At 66.7% G+C, this 20,777-nt stretch carries 21 protein-coding genes; 5 read left to right on the top strand and 16 right to left on the bottom strand.

Annotated elements, in window-relative coordinates; translation table 11 throughout:
• Positions 1-20 precede the first annotated feature (20 nt).
• Together C0V75_RS13880 and leuB are read right to left on the bottom strand one after the other, a co-directional pair.
• Positions 21-992, bottom strand: coding sequence for a DMT family transporter (locus C0V75_RS13880; RefSeq protein WP_101921551.1), 972 nt, complete (start codon positions 990-992; stop codon positions 21-23).
• A 160-nt stretch (positions 993-1,152) separates the two neighbouring features.
• Positions 1,153-2,259: a 3-isopropylmalate dehydrogenase gene (gene leuB, locus C0V75_RS13875; RefSeq protein WP_101921550.1), complete on the bottom strand. Its 1,107-nt coding sequence runs from the start codon at positions 2,257-2,259 to the stop codon at positions 1,153-1,155.
• A gap of 289 nt (positions 2,260-2,548) precedes the next feature.
• Between leuB and C0V75_RS13870 the strand changes: the two genes are divergently transcribed.
• The gene (locus tag C0V75_RS13870; RefSeq protein ID WP_143710428.1) at positions 2,549-3,556 is read left to right on the top strand and encodes a LytTR family DNA-binding domain-containing protein; all 1,008 of its coding nucleotides are present in this window, start codon (positions 2,549-2,551) and stop codon (positions 3,554-3,556) included.
• Positions 3,553-4,455 (top strand): LytTR family DNA-binding domain-containing protein, encoded by a 903-nt coding sequence (locus C0V75_RS13865; protein ID WP_101921548.1) that lies wholly within the window; start codon positions 3,553-3,555, stop codon positions 4,453-4,455. The genes C0V75_RS13870 and C0V75_RS13865 overlap by 4 nt, the downstream gene beginning before the upstream one ends.
• Here C0V75_RS13865 and C0V75_RS13860 read toward each other — a convergent pair.
• The 6 genes from C0V75_RS13860 to C0V75_RS13835 form a co-directional block, all read right to left on the bottom strand.
• Positions 4,401-5,396 carry an endonuclease/exonuclease/phosphatase family protein gene (locus C0V75_RS13860; RefSeq protein WP_173861082.1) on the bottom strand — a complete coding sequence of 332 codons (996 nt, stop codon included), beginning with the start codon at positions 5,394-5,396 and terminating at the stop codon, positions 4,401-4,403. The genes C0V75_RS13865 and C0V75_RS13860 overlap by 55 nt on opposite strands.
• An 86-nt stretch (positions 5,397-5,482) precedes the next feature.
• Positions 5,483-6,316, bottom strand: a complete 834-nt coding sequence (locus C0V75_RS13855; RefSeq protein WP_173861075.1) for a hypothetical protein — start codon at positions 6,314-6,316, stop codon at positions 5,483-5,485.
• A gap of 282 nt (positions 6,317-6,598) precedes the next feature.
• Positions 6,599-7,204: a 3-isopropylmalate dehydratase small subunit gene (gene leuD / locus C0V75_RS13850; protein WP_101921546.1), complete on the bottom strand. Its 606-nt coding sequence runs from the start codon at positions 7,202-7,204 to the stop codon at positions 6,599-6,601.
• 120 nt (positions 7,205-7,324) lie between these two features.
• A complete protein-coding gene (locus tag C0V75_RS13845; RefSeq protein WP_101921545.1) occupies positions 7,325-8,059 on the bottom strand; it encodes a DUF3800 domain-containing protein in 735 nt (244 codons plus the stop codon).
• A gap of 7 nt (positions 8,060-8,066) precedes the next feature.
• Positions 8,067-9,482: a 3-isopropylmalate dehydratase large subunit gene (gene leuC, locus C0V75_RS13840; protein ID WP_101921544.1), complete on the bottom strand. Its 1,416-nt coding sequence runs from the start codon at positions 9,480-9,482 to the stop codon at positions 8,067-8,069.
• Positions 9,483-9,690: 208 nt separating this feature from the next.
• Positions 9,691-10,164 (bottom strand): DUF6404 family protein, encoded by a 474-nt coding sequence (locus C0V75_RS13835; protein WP_101921543.1) that lies wholly within the window; start codon positions 10,162-10,164, stop codon positions 9,691-9,693.
• A gap of 153 nt (positions 10,165-10,317) precedes the next feature.
• On the opposite strand from C0V75_RS13835, the gene C0V75_RS13830 reads away from it, so the two are divergent.
• Positions 10,318-10,911 carry a heme-binding protein gene (locus C0V75_RS13830; RefSeq protein WP_158241848.1) on the top strand — a complete coding sequence of 198 codons (594 nt, stop codon included), beginning with the start codon at positions 10,318-10,320 and terminating at the stop codon, positions 10,909-10,911.
• A gap of 75 nt (positions 10,912-10,986) precedes the next feature.
• Positions 10,987-12,030, top strand: a complete 1,044-nt coding sequence (locus tag C0V75_RS13825) for an LLM class flavin-dependent oxidoreductase (protein ID WP_216821465.1) — start codon at positions 10,987-10,989, stop codon at positions 12,028-12,030.
• 3 nt (positions 12,031-12,033) lie between these two features.
• On the opposite strand, the gene C0V75_RS13820 is transcribed toward C0V75_RS13825, so the two are convergent.
• The 7 genes from C0V75_RS13820 to C0V75_RS13790 form a co-directional block, all read right to left on the bottom strand.
• Entirely contained in the window at positions 12,034-12,519 is a 486-nt protein-coding gene (locus C0V75_RS13820) for an RNA pyrophosphohydrolase (protein ID WP_101921541.1), read from the bottom strand.
• A gap of 39 nt (positions 12,520-12,558) precedes the next feature.
• A complete protein-coding gene (locus tag C0V75_RS13815; RefSeq protein WP_101921540.1) occupies positions 12,559-13,908 on the bottom strand; it encodes a S41 family peptidase in 1,350 nt (449 codons plus the stop codon).
• Positions 13,909-13,915: 7 nt separating this feature from the next.
• Positions 13,916-15,028 carry a murein hydrolase activator EnvC gene (locus C0V75_RS13810; RefSeq protein WP_371410689.1) on the bottom strand — a complete coding sequence of 371 codons (1,113 nt, stop codon included), beginning with the start codon at positions 15,026-15,028 and terminating at the stop codon, positions 13,916-13,918.
• On the bottom strand, positions 15,025-16,542 hold the full coding sequence (gene gpmI / locus C0V75_RS13805) for a 2,3-bisphosphoglycerate-independent phosphoglycerate mutase (RefSeq protein WP_101921539.1): 1,518 nt from the start codon (positions 16,540-16,542) through the stop codon (positions 15,025-15,027). Before gpmI ends, C0V75_RS13810 begins: the two co-directional genes overlap by 4 nt.
• Before the next feature lie 125 nt (positions 16,543-16,667).
• A complete protein-coding gene (rlmH, locus tag C0V75_RS13800; protein WP_101921538.1) occupies positions 16,668-17,141 on the bottom strand; it encodes a 23S rRNA (pseudouridine(1915)-N(3))-methyltransferase RlmH in 474 nt (157 codons plus the stop codon).
• Between the two features lie 3 nt (positions 17,142-17,144).
• Positions 17,145-17,519, bottom strand: a complete 375-nt coding sequence (rsfS, locus tag C0V75_RS13795) for a ribosome silencing factor (protein ID WP_101921537.1) — start codon at positions 17,517-17,519, stop codon at positions 17,145-17,147.
• A 228-nt stretch (positions 17,520-17,747) separates the two neighbouring features.
• Entirely contained in the window at positions 17,748-18,503 is a 756-nt protein-coding gene (locus C0V75_RS13790; protein WP_101921536.1) for an NYN domain-containing protein, read from the bottom strand.
• Positions 18,504-18,639: 136 nt separating this feature from the next.
• Here C0V75_RS13790 and C0V75_RS13785 point away from each other — a divergent pair, with 136 nt between their 5' ends.
• A complete protein-coding gene (locus C0V75_RS13785) occupies positions 18,640-19,596 on the top strand; it encodes a phosphatase PAP2 family protein (RefSeq protein ID WP_101921535.1) in 957 nt (318 codons plus the stop codon).
• Between the two features lie 2 nt (positions 19,597-19,598).
• Here C0V75_RS13785 and C0V75_RS13780 read toward each other — a convergent pair whose 3' ends face one another.
• Complete coding sequence (locus C0V75_RS13780; RefSeq protein WP_101921534.1) at positions 19,599-20,735, bottom strand: S-(hydroxymethyl)glutathione dehydrogenase/class III alcohol dehydrogenase; 1,137 nt, start codon at positions 20,733-20,735, stop codon at positions 19,599-19,601.
• Between the last annotated feature and the right edge of the window lie 42 nt (positions 20,736-20,777).

Genomic DNA, 20,777 nt, shown 5'->3' with positions numbered 1-20,777 from the left:
TTTGCAAGGGGTGGGGCGCGTCAATCCTGACGTTCGGGGATGCCCATGCGCCGCATCATCACGCTGACGCGGGGCATGGTGCCGGTTTCGGGGCGGCTGCGGGTGGAGAGGACGGGGCGGTTGCCCGAGACGGAGGGCGTGCCTTCGCGCAGGACGATGTAGATGCCCGAGGCGATGATGATGGCCGAGCCGATGGCGGTGAAGCGGTCGATTGATTCGTCGAAGAGGAGCGAGCCGAAGAGGGCGGCCCAGAGGATCTGGGAATACTGCATGGGTGCCACGATGATCGCCGGGGCGGTGCGATAGGCCTTGATGACGAGAAGGCCCGCGAGGAAGGAGAAGAGCGCGATGATCCCCATCAGGCCGAGATCGGTGATCTGCATCGGTTGATAGACGAAGGGCAGCGCCGCGCCCATGGCCAGAACGTTGCCGAGCATGGGGTAGAGCATGAGGACGGCGGAGCGTTCGTCCTTGCCGATCTTGCGCACGATGACGGAGCCGAGGGCCGCCGTGACGGCGGCGGCGAGGGCCGCGAGATGGCCGAGTTCGAGATCGGCCTCGCCCGGGCGCAGGACGACGAGGACACCCGCCAGCCCGACAAGGACGGCCGCGCCGCGGTGGAGCCCCACCTTCTCGCCCAGCATGGGGATGGCCATGATGGTGATGAGGAGGGGCATGGAGAAGAAGATGGCGTAGCATTGCGCCAGCGGCAGGGTGGAGAAGGCGTAGAAGGCGAGGACCCCGCTGATGACGGCGGAGAGGGCGCGCAGGAGGCTCCACCACGGGTGGCGGGGGACGAGGTTTTCGTCGCGCCGGTCGCCCATCAGCATGACGGAGAGGAGGGGGAAGGAGAGCAGGCCCGAGAAGAAGATGATCTGCACCGCCGAGAAGGTGCCGCCGAGATATTTCACCACCACGTCATGGGTGGCGTAGATGCCAAAGGCGGCAAGCGACAACGCGGCTCCCTTGAGGTTGGATTGCGATGGGGTCATGGGGGGCCTTCGGTCCGGCGCGGGCTGGTAGCGGTAACGTAATGGACCGGGACGGGGGCGGGTGCAAGGTGCGGTTGTGCCGACTTGCGGGGGGATGGGCCGGATGGCCCATCCTACGCGGTGGCGCGGGGTAGGATGGGCCATTGGCCCATCCAGCGGGTCAGAGCGAGGCGTCGAGCGCGGCGAGGACGGCATCGCCCATCTGGCTGGTCGAGACCGGGGTGCCGCCTTCGGGACCCATCAGATCGGCGGTGCGGACGCCGTCGGCCAGCACCTTTTCGACGGCGGCTTCGACGCGCGTCGCCTCTTCCCCCAGATCGAAGCTGTAGCGCAGCGCCATGGCGAAGGAGAGGATGCAGGCGATGGGGTTGGCCTTGCCCTGACCCGCGATATCGGGGGCCGAACCGTGGACGGGTTCATACAGCGCCTTGGGCCGGCCATTGGCCATCGGCGCGCCGAGGCTGGCCGAGGGCAGCATCCCGAGCGAGCCGGTCAGCATGGCGGCGGCATCCGACAGGAGGTCGCCGAAGAGGTTGTCGGTCACGATGACGTCGAACTGCTTGGGCCAGCGGCAGAGCTGCATCGCGCCCGCATCGGCATACATGTGCGAGAGGGCGACGTCGGGATATTCCTTGTCATGCACCTCTTGCACCACCTGCCGCCAGAGGATGCCGGATTCCATCACATTGGCCTTCTCCATCGAGCAGACCTTGTTGTTGCGGCGGCGGGCGAGTTCGAAGGCCGAGCGCGCGACGCGGGCGATTTCGGATTCCGTATAGCGCTGGGTGTTGATGCCGACGCGTTCATTGCCTTCGGTGAAGATGCCGCGCGGTTCGCCGAAATAGACGCCGGAGGTGAGTTCGCGGACGATGACGATGTCGAGGCCGGCGACGACCTCTTTCTTCAGCGAGGAGAAGTCGGCCAGCGCGTCGAAGCATTGGGCGGGGCGGAGGTTGGAGTAGAGGTCCATCTCCTTGCGCAGGCGGAGGAGGCCGCGTTCGGGTTTCACCGAGAAGTCGAGGTTGTCGTATTGCGGTCCGCCGACGGCGCCGAGGAGGACGGCATCCACCTCCTGCGCCTTGGCCATGGTGTCGTCATGCAGCGGGGTGCCGTGCTTGTCATAGGCGCAGCCGCCCACCAGATCTTCGGTCACGTCGAAGGTGATGCCGCGGCGCGTGCCGAACCAGCCGATGATCTTTTTCACCTCGGCCATGACTTCGGGGCCGATGCCGTCGCCGGCAAGGATGAGGAGGGAGGGATTGGCCACGATGGCGCTCCTGCTGATACGGAAGGGTCGCGGGGTGGCCTAGCGGCTTGACCTGTTCGGGTCAAGGTGGGGCGGGCGGGGGACGGGACGAGGGGACGGGGGTTGGTCTTTTTCCGCGGCCTAATCTTTGGTATAGTTCAAAACCTTAAGGGTAGCCCTAGCTTGCCGGAGGTAGGGCGTGTGTTTAGCAGAGTTGTGTTGGTTGAGTTTTCGGCATCCCATGATCGCAATGGTTTACAGGCAGCTCAGGCAGGTATTTCTCCTCCCCGAGTCCAGAGGCGGCCTGCAATTGGCGCAGGACGACGGTGCCGTGGTGCTGCGGTTGATGACCTGTCGGGTGTCTTTTGCGGCGGGCGATGATCTGGGGCGGGTCTTCCGTCATCGCTATGTCCTGCTGCAATATCTGGTTCTGAGCCTGCCGATCCTTGTCACCTTCCTGATGTTCAATCCGACGGCGGCGCTGTATGCGCCGCATCTGCCGCCCGTGGTGGTGGGGCTGGTGGCGATGATGTGGTTTCTGGCGGGCTATGTGGCCCTGCTGCGGCTGGTGCTGACGCGCCTGGGCGGAGGGCGGGTGGTGCCCTTGACGCCGGGGCTTGTTCTGGGCGCGCCGATCCTGCTGTTGACGGCGAAATATGCGGGGAACCTGATCGGGATGGAGGCCCAGTGGTCGCCGCTGCGGTTGCAGCTTCTGACCATCGTGCTGACCTTCTATCTGGAACTGGCGGCGACATTGGTGTTGCGCGGGGCGGTGCCGCGGGCGCTGGCGCAGTTGCGGGCGGAGCAGAGGGTGGCGCAAAGCCCGGCGGTTCCGCCGGTGATGCGGGCGGCCGAGGCGCGGGCGGCCGAGGCCCCGGCCCGCGAGGCCGATCTGCCGGACGCGCCGGAGGCGCTGCGCGATCTGCTGCGGCTGGAGGCGCAGGGGAATTATGTGCTGGTGGTGACGGCGGGCGGGCGGCATCTGCTGCCGGGGCCGCTTTCGGCGATGGTGGCTCGGCTTCCTGAAAGCCAGGGCCGCCGGGTGCATCGGTCGCATTGGGTGGCGGCGCGGGCGGTGGTCGGGATGCGGCGGTCCGCACGGAGCCTTGTCATCGACACGCAGGATGGCGCGAAGGTGCCGGTCGCCATCGGCCAGGTGGCGCAGGTGCAGGCCTGGGCCGAGCCTCTGGTCACCGAGGGCGGGGCAGGGCGGCAGGAGGCGGGGCCGGAGGGAGAGCGGGGCGCGGCCAGGACGGGAAGACCTGCGCGGGAGGCGGCGGGGCGCAGCAGGGGCGCAGCGACGAGGACGAAACCGTGACACAGGATGTGATCGACCGGCAGACGACGCTTGAGGTGGAACTGTTTTCGGGGGATCGGGTCCGTTTTCATCGGTTTGAACTGCCCAAGGCGCTGTTCCACCGCTATTCGCTGCTGATCTACATGGCGCTTGCGGCCTTTCTGAGCCAGACGCAGCTTTTTCACGCGCTGGTGACCCTGTCTTCCGGCCAGCGGGTGCTGATCGTGTGTTTCTGCATTCTGACCGCGCTTGTGCCCATCGCGCTTTGGGTGCTGGCTCTGGAATGGTTGCAGAAGCCGGGGACGGTGCGGCGGTTGAATGCGCCGCCGCAACTGCTTGTCTTCGCGCTGTTTCCGACAGTGGCCTATGTCTATCTGATCTACGTGCGGCCGGGGCGGGACTTCGGGGAACCGATGCATTTCGTCGTGATCTGGGTCTGGCTCTATGTGCTGCTGGAGATCGAGGCGCATGTGCTTTTGCTGCTGCTGATGCGTCCGGTGCTTCAGGACATGCGGGGGCGGCAGGTGGCGGTGGCGCTTGATCCGGTGGCGGCGGCGGAACTGGAGATCAAGGGGCAACGGGTGAAGGTGGGCGAGCTGTATCGGGTCACGGCGGAGGGGAATTACATCCGGGTGATCACCGCGCAGGGGCAGCATTTCCTGCCCGGCCCGTTCGGCCCTGTGGCGGATGCGCTGCCCGAGGGGCTTGGGATGCGGGTGTCGCGGTCGGATTGGGTGGCGCGGGGGGCCGTGATGCAGGCGCGGCGGAAGGGCCGCGACGTGACGCTGGATCTGCTGGACGGATCGGCGGTGCGGGTGGCCCAGGCGCGGCGCAAGGCGGTGCTGGACTGGATCGAGGGGCCGGGTCAGGGGGGTGCCTCTGCCGAGGGCTGGAGCGAAAGATCCACCCAGACCGGGTAATGGCGCGAGGCGGCGGCGAGGACGGGGGCGAGCGGGTCTTCGGGCGGTGGCCAGAGGACGCCTGCGCCCCGCAGCGCGAGGTTGCGCGAGGGCAGGATGTAATCGAGCCGCAGGCCGCCGAGGCGGGGATAGAGAACGGTATCGAGGGCCGGATCGCCCTGATGGGCGGGTTCGCTGCGGCCATGGCTGCCGCGCGGGGCGGCGTCGCGCAGCAGCGGATGGGTCAGGAGCGCCATGAGCGCTGCGGGGCGTCCATCGCCATCGGCGGGGTCGAGATTGGCATCGCCGATCAGCACGAAGGGCGGTGCGGGGGGCGGGGTGGGCAGGCTGCCGTCAAGGAGGCGGAGCCAGAAGGCGGCTTCGTCATGGTTGCGGCGTCCGTTGCGGTCTTCCGGGCCGTCGAAGACGGGGGGCGTGGCGTGCCAGATCAGGAGGGTGAGGTGGCGCCCGTCGGGCAGGGCGACGGGAAGTTGCAGGTGGCTGTGCGAGGGCAGGCGCTGGATGGCGGCGTGGGCGGGATCGCCGGGCGGCATCAGATGGCCGGGCAGATCGCGCCAGAGAAAGGCGGAATGGTCGGTCGCGCCGTCGGTCAGGAGCGGGAGGCGCGACAGGACCGCGCTTCCCCCGGCGCCCGGGAAGCGGCCCCAGCCCTGAGCATCGGCGGGGCCATGGGTGATGCTGTCACCATCGAGGTCAAGGCCGGTCGGCTGGCCGCTGTTGGGGCGGGGGGCGTGGAGATGCGGATAGCTGAGGCCCCTGTCGGCCAGGCGGCGGGCCAGCGCGCGGAGGGCGTGCAGCGCCGGGTCATGATCCATCCCCGTGAGGACGAGGATATCGGCATCGAGATGCAAGAGGACGGTCAGCGCCGCCGCGATGGCGGGATCGGTGCCGCGGTCGATATCCTGGAGGAGGAGGCCGGGGCCCGAACGCTCCAGCCCGATGTTCCAGGTCGCGATGCGGAGGGTTTCGGCCCGTGACGGGGCGGCTGCGATGGCCGCCTGGGCGACCATCAGCAGCGCCGCAACAATCAGGCGGGTTGCACGCCGCGTGCGGCGAGGGCCGCATTGGCCCGCAGCTTGTCGCGGATCATCTGCGCGAGGCGCATCATGGCGATGCCGCGCATGAAGAGGCTTGCGGGAAGGAAGGCCCATGCCGCCATCATCCAGATCAGGGTGTGCGGTGCGGTCAGCACGGCAGGATCGAGCCCGCCGAGCGTCAGTTGCACCAATGCCGGCATCAGGAATGGCAGGAGAAAGCCTAACGAAATGTTAATGCGCGCGTCGCGTTCGAGGCGGGCGACGATGTCGGAGACGCTGGTCGGGTCGAAGGTGGGCAGGTTGACCCAGACGTTGAAAGCGCGTCCCGGGCGCGGCCAGTTGCGGCGCATCAGGAAGGAGAAGACGAAGAGGCCCAGCAGCGTGGTCAGATAGGCGGTGCCGGCCGCGGTGCGGACGATGGCGATTTCGGCTGCGGTGGCGGTATCGGCCAGGCCTTCGGTGGCGAGGCGGACGGGGCTGTAGGGAAAGTCCATCGCCTGGCCGATCAGCATTCCGATGGCGGTGACGAGATCTGTCAGCGTGGACGGCAATTCGCGCCCGCGTTCGATCAGCGACAGCGCGAGGATGGTAAGGGCGAGCAGCGCGAAGCGGGTGCGGTTGAAGGGTGGCGCATCGCGGAATTCGATCAGGCCGGGCGCCTCGGCCCGGTATTCGACATAGGTGAGGCCGGCGGCGAAGAGCGCGACAAGGGCGATGGTCTGCTGGGCGTCAGCGCTGAGGCCGGGCACCAGAAGGGAGGGCGCAACAACCAGCGCCGCAACGATGAACGCGCGCAAAAGCGCACCTGTGAGCCGTGAAGCCACTGCCCTGCTTCCTTCCCGCGGCACGGCCCCGGGTTGCCCCCGAGTGCCAGAACCGGCGATTTCCCGCACATTGTGGCGGATTGCCTCAATCTTGCCCAATTTGTGCCAACTTTCGAAAAGGGTGACAACAGACGTTGGTATGTATGCCGCGCAATGCGGCCATTTCGCGGACAAGGTGTTGCGCGAATGAATCAAGATTCAGGTAAGAAAATGGCCGCCCCGAGGGGCGGCGCAAGATGTTGTGGTTCGCGTGATCAGGGCCGCTAGTCAGGCCGCCCGATTTCAGGCCCAGGGGCGCAGGGTGGCGACCTTCTTCTCGAAGGAGTCGATATGGGCGGCCTTTTCCAGCGTGAGGCCGATGTCATCCAGCCCGTTCAGCAGGCAATGCTTGCGGAAGGGGTCCACCTCGAAGCGGAAGGATTGGCCGTCGGAGGCGGTGACGGTCTGCGCTTCCAGATCGACGGTGATGCGGGCATTGGCGCCCTTGCGGGCATCGGCCATCAGGATATCCACCTGATCCTGCGGCAGGACGATGGGCAGGATGCCGTTCTTGAAGCAGTTGTTGTAGAAGATGTCGGCGAAGCTGGTGGAGATCACGCAGCGGATGCCGAAATCCAGAAGCGCCCAGGGCGCGTGTTCGCGCGAGGAGCCGCAACCGAAATTGTCACCTGCAACGAGGATCTGGGCCTGCCGGTAGGCGGGCTGGTTCAGGACGAAATCGGGGATTTCCTGCCCGTCCTGCGTATAGCGCATCTCGTCGAAAAGGTTCTTGCCGAGACCCGAGCGCTGGATCGTCTTCAGGAACTGCTTCGGGATGATCATGTCGGTGTCGATATTGACCAGCGGCATGGGCGCCGCGATGCCGGTCAGGGTGGTGAATTTGTCCATGTCGTTAGACCTCTGACTTGTTGACTTCACGCCCGTAAGTCCACATTTTATGGACAAATGGGCTGGGCTTTTCTCGGTCGGCGTTGGGCTTCTGGGCTTTTCCCGGAGGCCCTTCTGCTTTCAGGGGTAGATTTTCACTCCTTCAGCAGCCGAAGTGGTCCGGAGCGCGGAGAAGGCGCGGTTGGATTGGTGCGGTCGGAGATAGGATAAACCTATCGGCCGCGCCGCGAGGTCGGCGAGTTGAAGACCCGCCGAGTTCGTCTGCTTGCTGGAGAAAACGGGAACCCAGTTGAACCTCTGCACATTGCTGTCGCCGAAGCGGACCTTCGCCTGCCCGGCGGCCACTCTGTGGAATTCCAGTTCGAGAAGTTCGTCTTCCTTCCTTCCACGCGCTTCGAAGACGACATGCACTGTGCCGGAGGTCTCGCCTGCATGCATAAGGCGCAAGGCGGTCTGTTCCATGCAGATACCCAGCGCGATGTCGTAGGGGCTCCACGCCGTCTGTGCATGGGAAACGCGCGATTTGTCCACGATTGCACATTCAAAAGCGATGTCCCGTCGCGCCGCAAGCGAGCCAACTTCCGCGAGGAACCCTTGCCGGAGCGCGGGGTCTGCGCGCAGGAATGCGAAGGGGCCGCGCTGCTTGCGGATATCGCTTTCGTGCAGGATGACCTGATCGTGTCCGAAGTGGCGGAACTTGAAGGAGGTGACGTCAGGTTCGACCTGCCGGGCATACACGTCCTTCTCCACAATCAGGAAGGTCAACACGAAGATCGGAAAATGCTTCGTGTCGGCCTCCAAGTTGGGGGAGCCGCTCTCATCCGCATAGACGATGTATCGGCTGACAGCGGCCATTCGACGGTCACACCTCTTCAGCCATCATCTCGCGCACATCGGTCAGATGACCCGTGATCGCCGCTGCCGCCGCCATGGCGGGGGAGAGGAGATGGGTGCGGCCGCCGCGGCCCTGGCGGCCTTCGAAGTTGCGGTTGGAGGTCGCCGCGCAGCGTTCGCCGGGGGAAAGCTGATCGGGGTTCATGGCAAGGCACATGGAGCAGCCTGCCAGACGCCACTCAAACCCTGCGTCGATGAAGATCTGGGCCAGACCTTCCTCTTCCGCCTGCGCGCGGACGAGGCCGGAGCCGGGGACGACCATGGCGCGTTTCACCTTGATCTTCTTGCCCTTCAGGATCGCAGCGGCGGCGCGGAGGTCTTCGATCCGGCCATTGGTGCAGGAGCCGATGAAGACCGTGTCGATGGCGATATCCGTCAGCTTCATGCCCGGGGTCAGGCCCATGTAATCGAGCGAACGCTTGGCCGCCTCGACCTTGCCGCCGGTGAAGTCGTCCGGGGCCGGAACGACGCCGGTGATGGGCAGCACGTCTTCGGGCGAGGTGCCCCAGGTGACGACGGGGGCGATGTCTTCGCCCTTGATCGTGACCACCTTGTCGAAATGCGCGCCTTCATCGGTGAAGAGGGTCTTCCAATAGGCGAGGGCGGCTTCCCATTTCGCGCCTTTCGGGGCGTGGGGGCGGCCCATCACATAGGCGAAGGTCTTTTCATCCGGCGCGATGAGGCCCGCGCGGGCGCCGCCTTCGATGGCCATGTTGCAGACGGTCATGCGGCCTTCCATCGAAAGTTCGCGGATCGCCTGACCGCAATACTCGATGACATAGCCGGTGCCGCCCGCCGTGCCGGTTGCGCCGATCACCGACAGGGTGATGTCCTTGGCGGTGACGCCGGGGCGGAGCGAGCCGGTGATTTCCACCTTCATGTTCTTGGATTTCTTCTGGATCAGCGTTTGCGTCGCCAGAACATGTTCCACTTCCGAGGTGCCGATGCCGTGGGCCAGCGCGCCGAAGGCGCCGTGGGTGGCGGTATGGCTGTCACCGCAGACCACGGTCATGCCCGGCAGCGTCCAGCCCTGTTCGGGGCCGACGATGTGGACGATGCCCTGACGGATATCGGAAACGGGGTAGTAGTTGATGCCGAAATCCTTGGCGTTCTTGTCGAGCGCCTCGACCTGGATCCGCGATTCCTCGTTGTCGATATGCTTGTCGCGGCCTGCGGTCGTGGGGACGTTGTGATCCGGCACGGCGATGGTCTTTTCCGGGGCGCGGACGGTGCGGCCGGTCATGCGGAGCCCTTCGAAGGCCTGCGGCGAGGTCACCTCATGCACGAGGTGGCGGTCGATATAGAGGAGGCAGGTGCCGTCTTCGGCCTGATGGACGACGTGATCGTCCCAGATCTTGTCATAGAGGGTGCGCGGAGCGGTCATGGCTCATCCCTTGTTGGATATGGCTGTGGGTGTGGCGCGGCTGCGCCGGGACGCATTGGGGCAGCGTCAGATAAGTCGTGCGAGGACGGACCGGCTTTCGCGGGTGAAGCGCCAGGGCAGGCGGGCGTGATCGGCCATGTCGAAGAAGCGGGTCATGGGCCCGTAGATACGCGCGAATCCCGTTTCTGGCAAGCAGGCTGCGCGCGGGTCAGAGATCCTGCCAGCGGGGGAGGCCGGCGCGGGCGGCTTGCCTGCGGATGACGAAGGCGAAGGCTGCGCCGATACAGAGCGAGGTGATAAAGACGCCGGGCCAGCCGAAGCGGATCACCGTGACAAGGGCGCCGCGTTCGGGGGTGGGCACGATGCCCGAGGACAGGAGCCAGAGCACGCCGCCGAAGATGCCGAGGCCGAGGCAGAGGCCAAAGAGGAAGAGGGAGGTGACGGATTTGAAGTGGAGCGGGCGCACGGGGATGCCCATGGCAGAGAGGGCGCGCATGGCGGGGGGGAAGCAGTCCTTTTCGGTGATGCCTGCGGCGGCGGCGGCGGCGAGGGCGCGGTCGAGCCGGTCGCGATAGGTGCGGGGCGGGCTGCTGTTGGGGCGGCCAGTGGGGGTAGGGGGCGCGGGATATTGGGTGGTCTGGCGGATGCGGGCGAGGCGGGCTTCGAAATCGGCGTTGGTCATGGGAATGGGTCCGTCGCAAGGCGTTGGGAAAGGATGCGCGGGATTCGCGTCCAAGCTGGGGCGTGAATGGGGCGGGGATGCGACCGGGGGGAGGGGTGGCTGGGCCGGGGCCGGGCGCGCGCTAGGTTTGGTGTGGTGGCGTGGGGGGATGGGATGCGGTTCGGGATGGGTCTGGTGGCGGCTCTCGCCCTGTGCGGGGCGGGATGGGCCGGGGAAGAGGGCGGGATGACGCGGAAGGGATATGAGCGGCCTGCCTATGCCGTGGAGGCGGCGGAGGGCGCGCGGGAAGTGCGGGCTTATGGGCGGCGCGTGGTGGCCGAGGTGGCTGTGCGGGGCGAGAGGAAGGCGGCGGTGAATACGGGGTTCGGGCTGCTGGCGGGGTATATCTTTGGCGGCAATGAAGGGGGTGGAAAGATCGCCATGACCGTGCCGGTGGAGCAGGCGGATCGGGGCGCGGGGGTCTGGACGGTGCGTTTCACCATGCCGGCCGATGCCGTGGCGGCGGGGCTGCCCGTGCCGCGCGATGCCCGCGTGGTGCTGCGCGAGTTGCCTGCGGCACGGATGGTGGTGGAGGGGTTTTCGGGGATGCCCGACAGTGCCGACATGGCGGCGCGGGCGGAGGCGTTGCGGGACTGGGCCGAGGCGCGGGGGCTGCGGGTGGAGGGGGGGCCGGTCTATGCCTTCTACGATGCGCCCTGGACGCCTGCGGCGGCGCGGTTGAACGAGGTGGGGTTCGTGCTGCGCTGAGCCTGTGCGCGGGTGCGGAGTTCCGTCCGGCGCGGGATGGGCCTATCTTCGCCGCAATGGATGATGGAGGCCGCGATGCAGGTGGAACTGGGTCTGGACACGTTCGGCGACACGACGCTGGGGCCGGAGGGGCGGTTGCAGCACCATGAGGTGGTGCTGCGCGAGGTGGTGGAGCAAGGGGTGCTGGCCGATCAGGTGGGCATCCATTTCCTGGGCGTGGGCGAGCATCACCGGGCGGATTTTTCGGTTTCGGCGCCGGAGATCGTGCTGGCGGCCATCGCGGCGCGGACGGACCGCATCCGGCTGGGATCGGCGGTGACGGTGCTGTCTTCGGATGATCCGGTGCGGGTGTTCCAGCGGTTTTCCACGCTGAACGCGATTTCGGGCGGGCGGGCGGAAGTGATCCTTGGGCGCGGGTCCTTTACGGAGAGCTTTCCCCTGTTCGGCTATGCGCTGGAGGATTACGAGCAGCTTTTCGAAGAGAAGCTGGACCTTTTCGCGCGGCTGGTGCGGGAGGAGGAGGTGACCTGGTCCGGCGAGACGCGGGCGCCGTTGAGCCGGGCGCGGGTCTATCCGTCGCTGGGTGCGGGGATGCAGGTCTGGGTTGGCGTGGGGGGAAGCCCCGAATCGGTGATCCGGGTGGTGCGGCAGGATTTGCAGATGATGCTGGCGATCATCGGCGGCGATCCGCGGCGGTTCAAACCCTATGTGGACCTGTATCACCGTGCGGTGGCGCAGGTGGGAGGCGTGGTGCGGCCCATCGGCGTGCATAGCCCCGGCCATGTGGCCGAGACGGATGAGGCGGCGGCCGAGCAGCTTTGGCCGCATTACAAGGCGATGTTCGACCGGATCGGGGCCGAGCGCGGCTGGCCGCCGGTGACGACGGAGCGGTTCATGGGCGAGATCACGCAGGGGTCGCTCTATGTGGGCAGCCCCGAGACGGTGGCGCGGAAGATCGCGGCGACGCTGACGGCGCTGGGGGTGACGCGGTTCGACATGAAGTATTCGACCGGGCCGATGCCGCATGTCCATCTGATGGAGAGCATCCGCCTTTATGGCGAGAAGGTCATTCCGATGGTGAAGGACATGGTCGCGGGCGCGCGGATCGCGGCGCAGTGACCATTACGGCGCGAGGTGGGGGCGGAAGGCGGCCACCACCTCGTCATAGACCTTGCGCTTGAAGGGGACGATGGAGGCCACCATTTCGGCCGCGCCGATCCAGCGCCAGCGGGAAAACTCCGGGTGGGCGCTGTCGATGCGAATCTGGTCGTCGGTGCCGGTGAAGCGGAAGAGGAACCATTTCTGGCGCTGTCCGCGATACTTGCCTCCCCAGACCTTGCCCAGGAGTTCGGGCGGCAGGTCATAGGTGACCCAGTCGGGCGTCTTGGCGATGAATTCCACCAGATCGGCGGTGACGCCGGTTTCTTCCCAGAGTTCGCGCAGGGCGGCGGCGCGGGGCTTTTCGCCATCGTCGATGCCCCCTTGCGGCATCTGCCAGGCGGGGACGGTGGCATCGAGACGCTGGCCAGCGAAAATCTCGCCCTTCGCGTTGATGAGCGTGACGCCGACGCAGGGGCGGTAGGGCAGGGTTTCGGGGTCGATCGTCATGGGTCTGCGCGGCCCTTTGGACGGGGCCGCGCCTCCGGGTCAGGGTTGGGCCGAGGGGGCGACGGCCTTGAGGCCGCGCAGGATGTCCACCGCATAGGCGAGCTGGTAATCCTCGTCCCGCAGGGCGGCGGTTTCCTCGATCCGGGCGCGTTCCTCTTCCAGAAGCTTGCGTTCGTCTTCGGTCATCGAATCGTTCGAGATGATGCCGCGCAGATCGGCCTCGGATTGCGGCTGGAGGGCGATGGACCGTTCCTCCTCTTCCCCTTCCGGTTCCGGCGGGCGGGCCGGCTGGGCGACCACGATGTCGGGCATCACGCCGAGCGCCTGGATCGAACGGCCCGAGGGCGTGTAATAGCGCGCGGTGGTCAGGCGCATGGCCCCATCGCCACGCAGGGGGACGACGCTTTGCACCGAGCCCTTGCCGAAGCTTTTCGTGCCGACCACGATGGCGCGGCGGTGGTCCTGAAGCGCACCGGCGACGATTTCCGATGCGGAGGCGGAGCCGCCGTTGATGAGGACGACGATGGGCTTGGCCCCGGCCAGATCGCCCGGCGTGGCGTTGAAGCGTTCGCCATCGGCCGGGTCGCGGCCACGGGTGGAGACGATCTCGCCCTTGTCGAGGAAGGCGTCGGAGACGCTGATCGCTTCGGTCAGGAGACCGCCGGGATTGTTGCGCAGGTCGATGACGAAGCCATCGACATTGTCCAGACCGCCGAGTTCCTCGAGCGACTTCTTGAGTTCCTCTTCAAGGCCGGGCGTTGTCTGGTCGTTGAAGGTGGTGACGCGCAGGACGACGGTGTTGCCAACGATGCGCGAGCGGACGGCGGTGACCTTGATCGTGTCGCGGATGATGGAGACGTCGAAGGGTTCTTCCACGCCTTCGCGGACCACGGTGATGATGATTTCCGAACCGACCGGGCCGCGCATCATTTCGACCGCGTCGTCGAGGGTGAGGCCGAGGACGCTTTCGCCATTCACATGGGTGATGAAATCGCCCGCCTCGATTCCCGCCGCATCGGCGGGGGTGCCGTCCATCGGCGAGACGACCTTGACGAAGCCTTCTTCCTGCGTGACCTCGATCCCCAGACCGCCGAATTCGCCGCGGGTCTGGACCTGCATGTCATCGAAATCTTCGGGGGCGAGATAGCTGCTGTGCGGGTCGAGCGAGGTGAGCATGCCGTTGATCGCCGCTTCGATCAGTTCCTGGCTGTTCACCTCTTCGACATACTGGGCGCGGATGCGTTCGAAGATGTCGCCGAACAGATCGAGCTGTTCATAGACGTTTTCGGTTCGTTCGGCCTCTTGCGCGATCAGCGGTCCGGCGACCTGCGTGGTGATCAGGGCTCCCGCCAGCGTGCCGCCCAATGCGGCCATGACGAACTTCTTCATGTCGAACTCAATCCCTTCCTTCGGCGAACCAGGGTTCGGGGTCCACCGGCTCGGCTCCCTGCCGCAGTTCCAAGTAAAGCGTTTCCGATTCGCGTGCGCCACCACCTTCTTCCGACGCGGCGAGGATGTCTGCAAGCGCCGGCTCGTTCCCGCCCATGAGACCGAGGGGCGCACCCTGTGCGACCACCTCTCCGACCTCGCCATAGACGGTTTCCAGCCCGGCCAGGATGAGAAGATAGCCCCCGCCCGGTTCGAGGATCATCACATTTCCGTAGTCGAGCAGCGGGCCGCGATAGCGGATGGTGGCGGGCCAGGGCGCGGTGACCAGCGCGCGGGGGCGGGTGGAGAGGGTGAGGCCGGGGCGGCGGATGCCGGCGGCATCGGCTTCGCCGGGGCGGAGCAGGATGGACCCCAGCACGGGCCAGGGCAGCCGGCCCTGCGCGGAGGCAAAATCTTCGGTATCCGTCTCGTCGGGGGCGAGGCCTGCGGCAAAGGCTTCGAGCGTGTCGGCGCTTTCCAGCAGGCCGCGCAGGGTATCGGGGTCTTCGGTGAAGCGGCGGGGAAGATCGGTGCGGTCGGAGATCGCCTGCGAGAGCGCGGTGCGCGCCTCTTGCGCGGCGGAGAGGCCGCGGGCGAGGGTTTCGCCGGCGGCGAGTTGCAGGGCGCGCAGGTCGCGGAGTTCCTGGAGTTCGGCGCGAAGGCGGGCGGCTTCGGCCTGAAGCGCGGGGGTGACATCGGCGAGGATCATGCCCGACCGGACGGTGCCGAGCGCGCCGGAAGGATGCAGGAGGAGGGAGGGGCCGGGTTCCGCCTCCATCTGCCCCAGCACGCCGACGAGCTGGGCGATCTGGTCGCGCTGGGCGTTGAATTGCAGAGTGAGGGCGGTTTCCCGCAGGGAGGCCTGACGCAGCGCCTCGCGCAGGGCGCCGAGGCCGGTTTCATAGGCGCGGATCGTGTCGGTGAGGGCGGCGACACGGTCGCGGGCGCCCTCGGCCGCCTCCAGCGCCGCGACGGCGGCCTGAAGATTGGCCGAGGCTTGCGCCGCCTGTTCGGCCACGCCCTGCGCCGCAGCGGGGGCCGCGAGAAGGACAAGCGCGAGGGTGGCGGCGCGGCGGATCATTGCAGGAGGCTTTTCCCCGTCATCTCTGCCGGTTGCGGCAGGCCCATGAGGGCGAGGAGCGTGGGGGCGAGATCGGCAAGGCGGCCGTTCCGCAGGGTGGCACCTGCGGGGCCGCCATAGAGGATCACGGGGACGGGGTTGGTGGTATGGGCAGTGTGGGGGCCGCCGGTGACGGGGTCGATCATCTGTTCGCAGTTGCCGTGGTCGGCGGTGACGATCATCGCGCCCCCGACCGCATCCAGCGTATCCACGGCCTTGCCAAGGGCGACATCCACGGCCTCGCAGGCGGCGATGGCGGCGGCGAGGTCGCCGGTATGGCCGACCATATCGGGATTGGCGAAGTTGACGACGATCAGGTCGTAGCCCGCGCGGATCGCCTCGACCAGTCTTTCGCCGACTTCGGGCGCGCTCATTTCCGGTTGCAGGTCATAGGTGGCGACCTTGGGGGATTTCGGCATGGTGCGGTCTTCGCTGGTAAAGGGCTCTTCCCGCCCGCCGTTGAGGAAGAAGGTGACATGGGGGTATTTCTCGGTTTCCGCGAGGCGGAACTGGCGGCGGCCCTGGGCGGCCACCCATTCGCCCAGCGTGTTGACCAGCACGCGCTTGGGGAAGGCGGTGGTCATGTAGGCGTTGTGGGCGTCGGAATACTCGACCATCCCGAGGCGGGCCGCGAAGGCCGGGCGGGGGGCGGTGTCGAAGGCGGTGAAATCGGGGTCGCTGATGGCGGAGAGGATTTCGCGCGCGCGGTCGGCGCGGAAGTTGAGGCAGAAGAACCCGTCGCCGTCGCGGGCGCCGGTGTACTGGGCGAGGACGGTGGGGGCGATGAATTCATCCGTCTCGCCCTTGGCATAGGATTGGGCGACGGCGGTGGCGGCATCGGGGGCGGTTTCGCCCCTGGCATGGATCATGGCGGCATGGGCGCGGGCGACGCGGTCCCAGCGGGTATCGCGGTCCATCGCCCAGTAGCGGCCGATGACCGTGGCGATGCGCGCGCCGACGGGCAGGCGGGCGGAGAGGTCGGCGATGAAGCCTGCGGCGGAGGACGGGGCCACGTCGCGGCCATCGGTGATGGCATGGAGCCAGACGGGAACGCCCGCCGCGGTGATGGCGCGGCAGGCGGCGAGGACGTGGTTGATATGGCCATGCACCCCGCCATCGGAGGCCACGCCCATCAGATGCGCCGCCCCGCCGGTGTATTTCAGCGTGGCGATGAAGTCTTGCAGCGCGTCATTCGTGGCGAAGGAGCCGTCTTCCACCGCGAGGTCGATGGCACCAAGGTCCATCGCCACGACGCGGCCCGCGCCGATATTGGTGTGCCCCACCTCGGAATTGCCCATCTGACCCGAGGGCAGGCCCACATCGGGGCCATGGGTGATGAGCGTGGCATGGGGGCAGGTGGACCAGAGGCGGTTGAAGGTCGGCACCTTGGCCAGGGCGGGGGCATTGCCTTCGGTCCGGTCCGACAGGCCCCAGCCATCGAGGATGCAGAGGACGACGGGTTTCGGAACGGTCATGGCGGCGTGCCCCTTTGCGGTGTCGTTGGCTGCTGAATACCCCTCGGGGGATCGGGGGGCAACGCGTGAGGTTGGAAGGACAAAAGTTTTCGAAAACTTTTGCAAATTTCTTCGAAGAAATTTGGTCAGGTGCGGTGGTAGGGGCTGCCCGCAAGGATGGTGGCGGCGCGGTAGATCTGTTCGGCCAGCATCGCGCGCACCAGCATATGCGGCCAGACCATGCGCCCGAAGCTGAGGGAGAAGGCCGCGCGGTCGCGCAGGCCGGGGGCCAGACCATCGGCCCCGCCGATAAGGAAAGCCACGTCCTGCCGCCCCTCGTCGCGCCAGCGGGCGATCTGGGCGGCGAATTCGGGGGAGGACAGCACCCGCCCGCGTTCATCAAGCGTGGCGAGAAGCGACCCGGCGGGGACGGCGCGCAGCAGAAGTTCGGCCTCGGCCTCCATCCCGCCGCCCTTCTTGTCTTCGACCTCGATCTCGGTCAGCGGGCCAAGGGCGAGGGGCTTTCCGGTGCGGTTGAACCGCATCTGGTAGTCTTCGAGAATGGCGCGTTCGGGCTGATCGGCCCGGATGCGGCCCACGGCGCAGATGTGCAGCCGCATGGATCAGGCCCCGCGATGCGCGCTTCCCGGCAGCCACATCTTTTCAAGCTGGTAGAACTCGCGCACTTCGGGGCGGAAGACATGGACGATCACATCGCCCGTGTCGATCAGCACCCAGTCGCCGGTTTCCTTGCCTTCCATCTTGGAATGCAGGCGGAAATCCTGTTTCAGCCGGTCCACCAGCTTTTCCGAGATGGCGGCGACCTGGCGGGAGGAGCGGCCGGAGCAGATGACCATGTAATCGGCCACGTCGGAGCGGCCGCGCAGGTCGATTTGCACCACGTCCTCTGCCTTGTCGTCATCGACGGATTTGAGGACGGCGGCGAGAATGTCTTCGGAGCTGTGGGCGGGGGCGGTTGCCGTGGCCGTCTCGCTCATGCGCGGGGCCCTCGGGCCGACCGGCAGGCCGGTCGCTGGGTCAGAATGAGACAGGACATCGTCCTCCTGGGTTGCGCGCCGTGTGAGCCCCGGCGCGGGGCGTATGGGCGAAGGGTAGCATTGCGGGGGGCGTTTCTCAACGCCGGCGAGGGGGCCGACGATGGGGGCTGCCGAAGGCGGGGGCGATATCCGCTTGTCGCAGAAGGTGCAAGGGGGCCTTTGGCCGCGTCAGGCGATGTCGCGCATCTGGAGCTGGCCGCCGGGGCCGGGGCGGGTTTCGAAACGGCTGATCTTGCGGACGAGGTCGGAGAGTTTCGCGCTGCCATAGGTGCGGGTGTCGAAGTCGGGATTGCCCTGGGTGATGAACTGGCCGACCTGGCCGAGCGAATACCATTCGGCATCCGGGTCGATGGCGCGCATGGCGGCCACGATGAGGGGGATGGCCTTTGCGGGGGCTTCCTTCGTGCCGGGACGCGGCAGGGGTTCGGCGGGTTCCACCTTTGCCGTGCCCCGGACGGGGGCGGGTTCGGGCAGGTCTTCGGCGGCGGAGAGGTTCTCGACATAGATGAAGCGCTTGCAGGCCATGCGGAAGGCTTCGGGCGTCTTCTTTTCGCCGATGCCATAGACATCGAGGCCCTGTTCCCGGATGCGGGCGGCGAGGCGGGTGAAATCGCTGTCGGAAGAGACGAGGACGAAGCCGTCGAACAGGCCGGAATGCAGGAAATCCATCGCGGCGATGACGAGGCCGATGTCGGAGGCGTTCTTGCCCTTGGTGTTTGAAAACTGCTGATCGGCGACGAGGCCGAGGGCTGCGACCTTCTTCGCCCAGCCGGCAAGGCGCTGCGCGGACCAGTCGCCATAGATGCGGCGGACGGAGGCTTCGCCCAGGCTGGCGATTTCCTCGAAGATCGCCTCGGCATAGCCGGAGGGGACATTGTCGGCGTCGATCAGGACGCAGAGCCGGGGGGCGCGGGGTTCAGGCATGGCTTCTCCTCTGGTGGTAACTCTTGCGACAAAAGCTTGATCGGCGAAAGGAGAAAGGCCCGCATCCGGGCATCGCGCCGCCAAATTTCGGTCACAGCGCCATGACATCCGTCACGCAAAAGGATGGAGGTGCGGGATGCAGTCGCTTGCGGTGCCAGAGGCGGGTTCACGGTCCGTCGTCGCGCAGAACACGGTTTTCGGGCTGTTCCGGGCCGAGATCGGGTTGCTGGCGGTGGTCCTTGCGCTGTTGCTGGTCACGATCCTGCATGATGTGCTGCTGCCTTCGGCCGTGGACTGGGCGGGCTTTGCCCCGATGATCGCGGCGACGCTGGCGCTTGTGGCGTTGGGGGCCTTCATCCGGATGAACCGCCCGAGGCCGCAGCTTGCGGCCTTTGCCGTGTGCTTTGGTCTTTTTTGCAGCTTTTCGGCAGTGGTCGCCATTTTCATCTTCCAGCTTTTTCCCTTCGAGCGCCCGACGATCGACCGGGCGCTGATCTCTGTCGATGCGGCGCTGGGCTATGACTGGTCGGATTTCCTGCTGCTTCTGGCGCAGTGGCCGGCCTTCGGGCGGTTCCTTGGATGGGTCTATGCGGCGGCGATTCCGCAGCTTGTGGTGGTGATCGTGGCGCTGGCCGTGCAAGGGCGGGAGCGGGCGCTGCACCGGTTCCTGTGGGTCGGTGTCGGCGGCATGGCGGTGACCGTGCTGATCTGGCGGCTGCTGCCTTCGGTCGGGCCGTCGCCCTATCACGAGATTCCGGGCGAGGCGGCGCTGATCGGCCTTGTCGTGGATGGGGATTATGCGGCGCGGCTGGTGCGCTATGCGTCAGAAGGCGTGCCGGTGATCCGGCCCGACCTTCTGATCGGGGTGGTGGCCTTCCCGTCCTTCCACATGTTCATGGCCTGCATGGGCCTTTGGTTCGCGCGGGGAACGGTGGTCTTTCCGGCCATGGTGATGGTGAGCGGGTTGATGATCCCGGCCACGCTGGGCCATGGGGGGCATCATCTGACGGATCTGATCGCCTCGGTCTTCCTTTTCTCGGCGCTTGCGGCCCTCGCGGCCCGGTTCCTGCCGGACCGCGAGACCCTGCGCTGAGGTCAGTACACCACGACGGCGCGGATCGACTTGCCCGCGTGCATCAGATCGAAGCCTTCGTTGATGCGGTCGAGCGGCAGGATGTGGGTGATCATGCTGTCGATCTCGATCTTGCCGTCCATGTACCAGTCCACGATCCTGGGCACATCTGTCCGGCCACGCGCGCCGCCGAAGGCGGTGCCTTTCCAGACGCGGCCGGTGACGAGCTGGAAGGGCCGCGTCTCGATCACCGCGCCTGCCGGGGCCACGCCGATGATGATGGACTGGCCCCAGCCGCGATGGGTGCATTCCAGCGCGTCGCGCATCACCTTGACGTTGCCGGTGCAGTCGAAGGAGTAGTCGGCCCCGCCGATCTTGTCGAAGGGGGTCTTGGTCAGATCCACGATGGCCTGCACCACCGACATGCCTTCGGGGAGTTTCTTCGGGTTGACGAAATGGGTCATCCCGAACTTTTCGCCCCATGCTTCCTTGTCGTCGTTGATGTCGACGCCGATGATCATGTCCGCCCCGGCCATTTTCAGGCCTTGAATGACGTTCAGCCCGATGCCGCCCAGACCGAAGACCACGGCCTTGGCGCCGATTTCCACCTTGGCGGTGTTCAGCACGGCGCCGATGCCGGTGGTGACGCCGCAGCCGATGTAGCAGATCTTGTCGAAGGGGGCGTCATCGCGGACCTTGGCCAGCGCGATTTCGGGCATGACCGTGTGATTGGCGAAGGTGGAGCAGCCCATGTAGTGATAGATGGGCGTGCCATCGAGCATGGAGAAGCGGGTGGTGCCGTCGGGCATGAGGCCCTGGCCTTGCGTCGCGCGGATGGCGGTGCAGAGGTTGGTCTTCTGTGACAGGCAGGACGGGCATTCGCGGCATTCGGGCGTGTAGAGCGGGATGACGTGATCGCCGGGTTTCAGGGATTTCACGCCGGGGCCGCATTTCACCACGACCCCCGCGCCTTCATGGCCGAGGATGGAGGGGAAGATGCCTTCGGGATCGGCGCCGGAGAGGGTGAATTCGTCGGTGTGGCAGATGCCGGTGGCCTTGATCTCGATCAGGACCTCGCCCTCCCTGGGGTCTTCGAGGTTCACTTCCATGATTTCAAGCGGCTTGCCTGCGGCAACGGCGACGGCGGCGCGGGTACGCATAAGATCCTCCCATACAAGCGGCGGGCCGTGCTGCGCCCTGCC

Source organism: Tabrizicola sp. TH137, assembly GCF_002855575.1.
GTDB lineage: Bacteria > Pseudomonadota > Alphaproteobacteria > Rhodobacterales > Rhodobacteraceae > Paragemmobacter.
The sequence above is the reverse complement of the archived record's forward strand: the minus strand, read 5'-3'. Positions and strand labels throughout refer to the sequence as shown.

Bases quoted from the DNA above. Each gene is read 5' to 3' on its own strand.
- C0V75_RS13880 (WP_101921551.1), bottom strand. From the start codon at position 992: ATGACCCCATCGCAATCCAACCTCAAGGGAGCCGCGTTGTCGCTTGCC.
- leuD (WP_101921546.1), bottom strand. From the start codon at position 7,204: ATGGACAAATTCACCACCCTGACCGGCATCGCGGCGCCCATGCCGCTG.
- C0V75_RS13845 (WP_101921545.1), bottom strand. From the start codon at position 8,059: ATGGCCGCTGTCAGCCGATACATCGTCTATGCGGATGAGAGCGGCTCC.
- leuC (WP_101921544.1), bottom strand. From the start codon at position 9,482: ATGACCGCTCCGCGCACCCTCTATGACAAGATCTGGGACGATCACGTC.
- C0V75_RS13835 (WP_101921543.1), bottom strand. From the start codon at position 10,164: ATGACCAACGCCGATTTCGAAGCCCGCCTCGCCCGCATCCGCCAGACC.
- C0V75_RS13830 (WP_158241848.1), top strand. From the start codon at position 10,318: ATGCGGTTCGGGATGGGTCTGGTGGCGGCTCTCGCCCTGTGCGGGGCG.
- C0V75_RS13825 (WP_216821465.1), top strand. From the start codon at position 10,987: ATGCAGGTGGAACTGGGTCTGGACACGTTCGGCGACACGACGCTGGGG.
- C0V75_RS13820 (WP_101921541.1), bottom strand. From the start codon at position 12,519: ATGACGATCGACCCCGAAACCCTGCCCTACCGCCCCTGCGTCGGCGTC.
- C0V75_RS13815 (WP_101921540.1), bottom strand. From the start codon at position 13,908: ATGAAGAAGTTCGTCATGGCCGCATTGGGCGGCACGCTGGCGGGAGCC.
- C0V75_RS13810 (WP_371410689.1), bottom strand. From the start codon at position 15,028: ATGATCCGCCGCGCCGCCACCCTCGCGCTTGTCCTTCTCGCGGCCCCC.
- gpmI (WP_101921539.1), bottom strand. From the start codon at position 16,542: ATGACCGTTCCGAAACCCGTCGTCCTCTGCATCCTCGATGGCTGGGGC.
- rlmH (WP_101921538.1), bottom strand. From the start codon at position 17,141: ATGCGGCTGCACATCTGCGCCGTGGGCCGCATCCGGGCCGATCAGCCC.
- rsfS (WP_101921537.1), bottom strand. From the start codon at position 17,519: ATGAGCGAGACGGCCACGGCAACCGCCCCCGCCCACAGCTCCGAAGAC.
- C0V75_RS13790 (WP_101921536.1), bottom strand. From the start codon at position 18,503: ATGCCTGAACCCCGCGCCCCCCGGCTCTGCGTCCTGATCGACGCCGAC.
- C0V75_RS13785 (WP_101921535.1), top strand. From the start codon at position 18,640: ATGCAGTCGCTTGCGGTGCCAGAGGCGGGTTCACGGTCCGTCGTCGCG.
- C0V75_RS13780 (WP_101921534.1), bottom strand. From the start codon at position 20,735: ATGCGTACCCGCGCCGCCGTCGCCGTTGCCGCAGGCAAGCCGCTTGAA.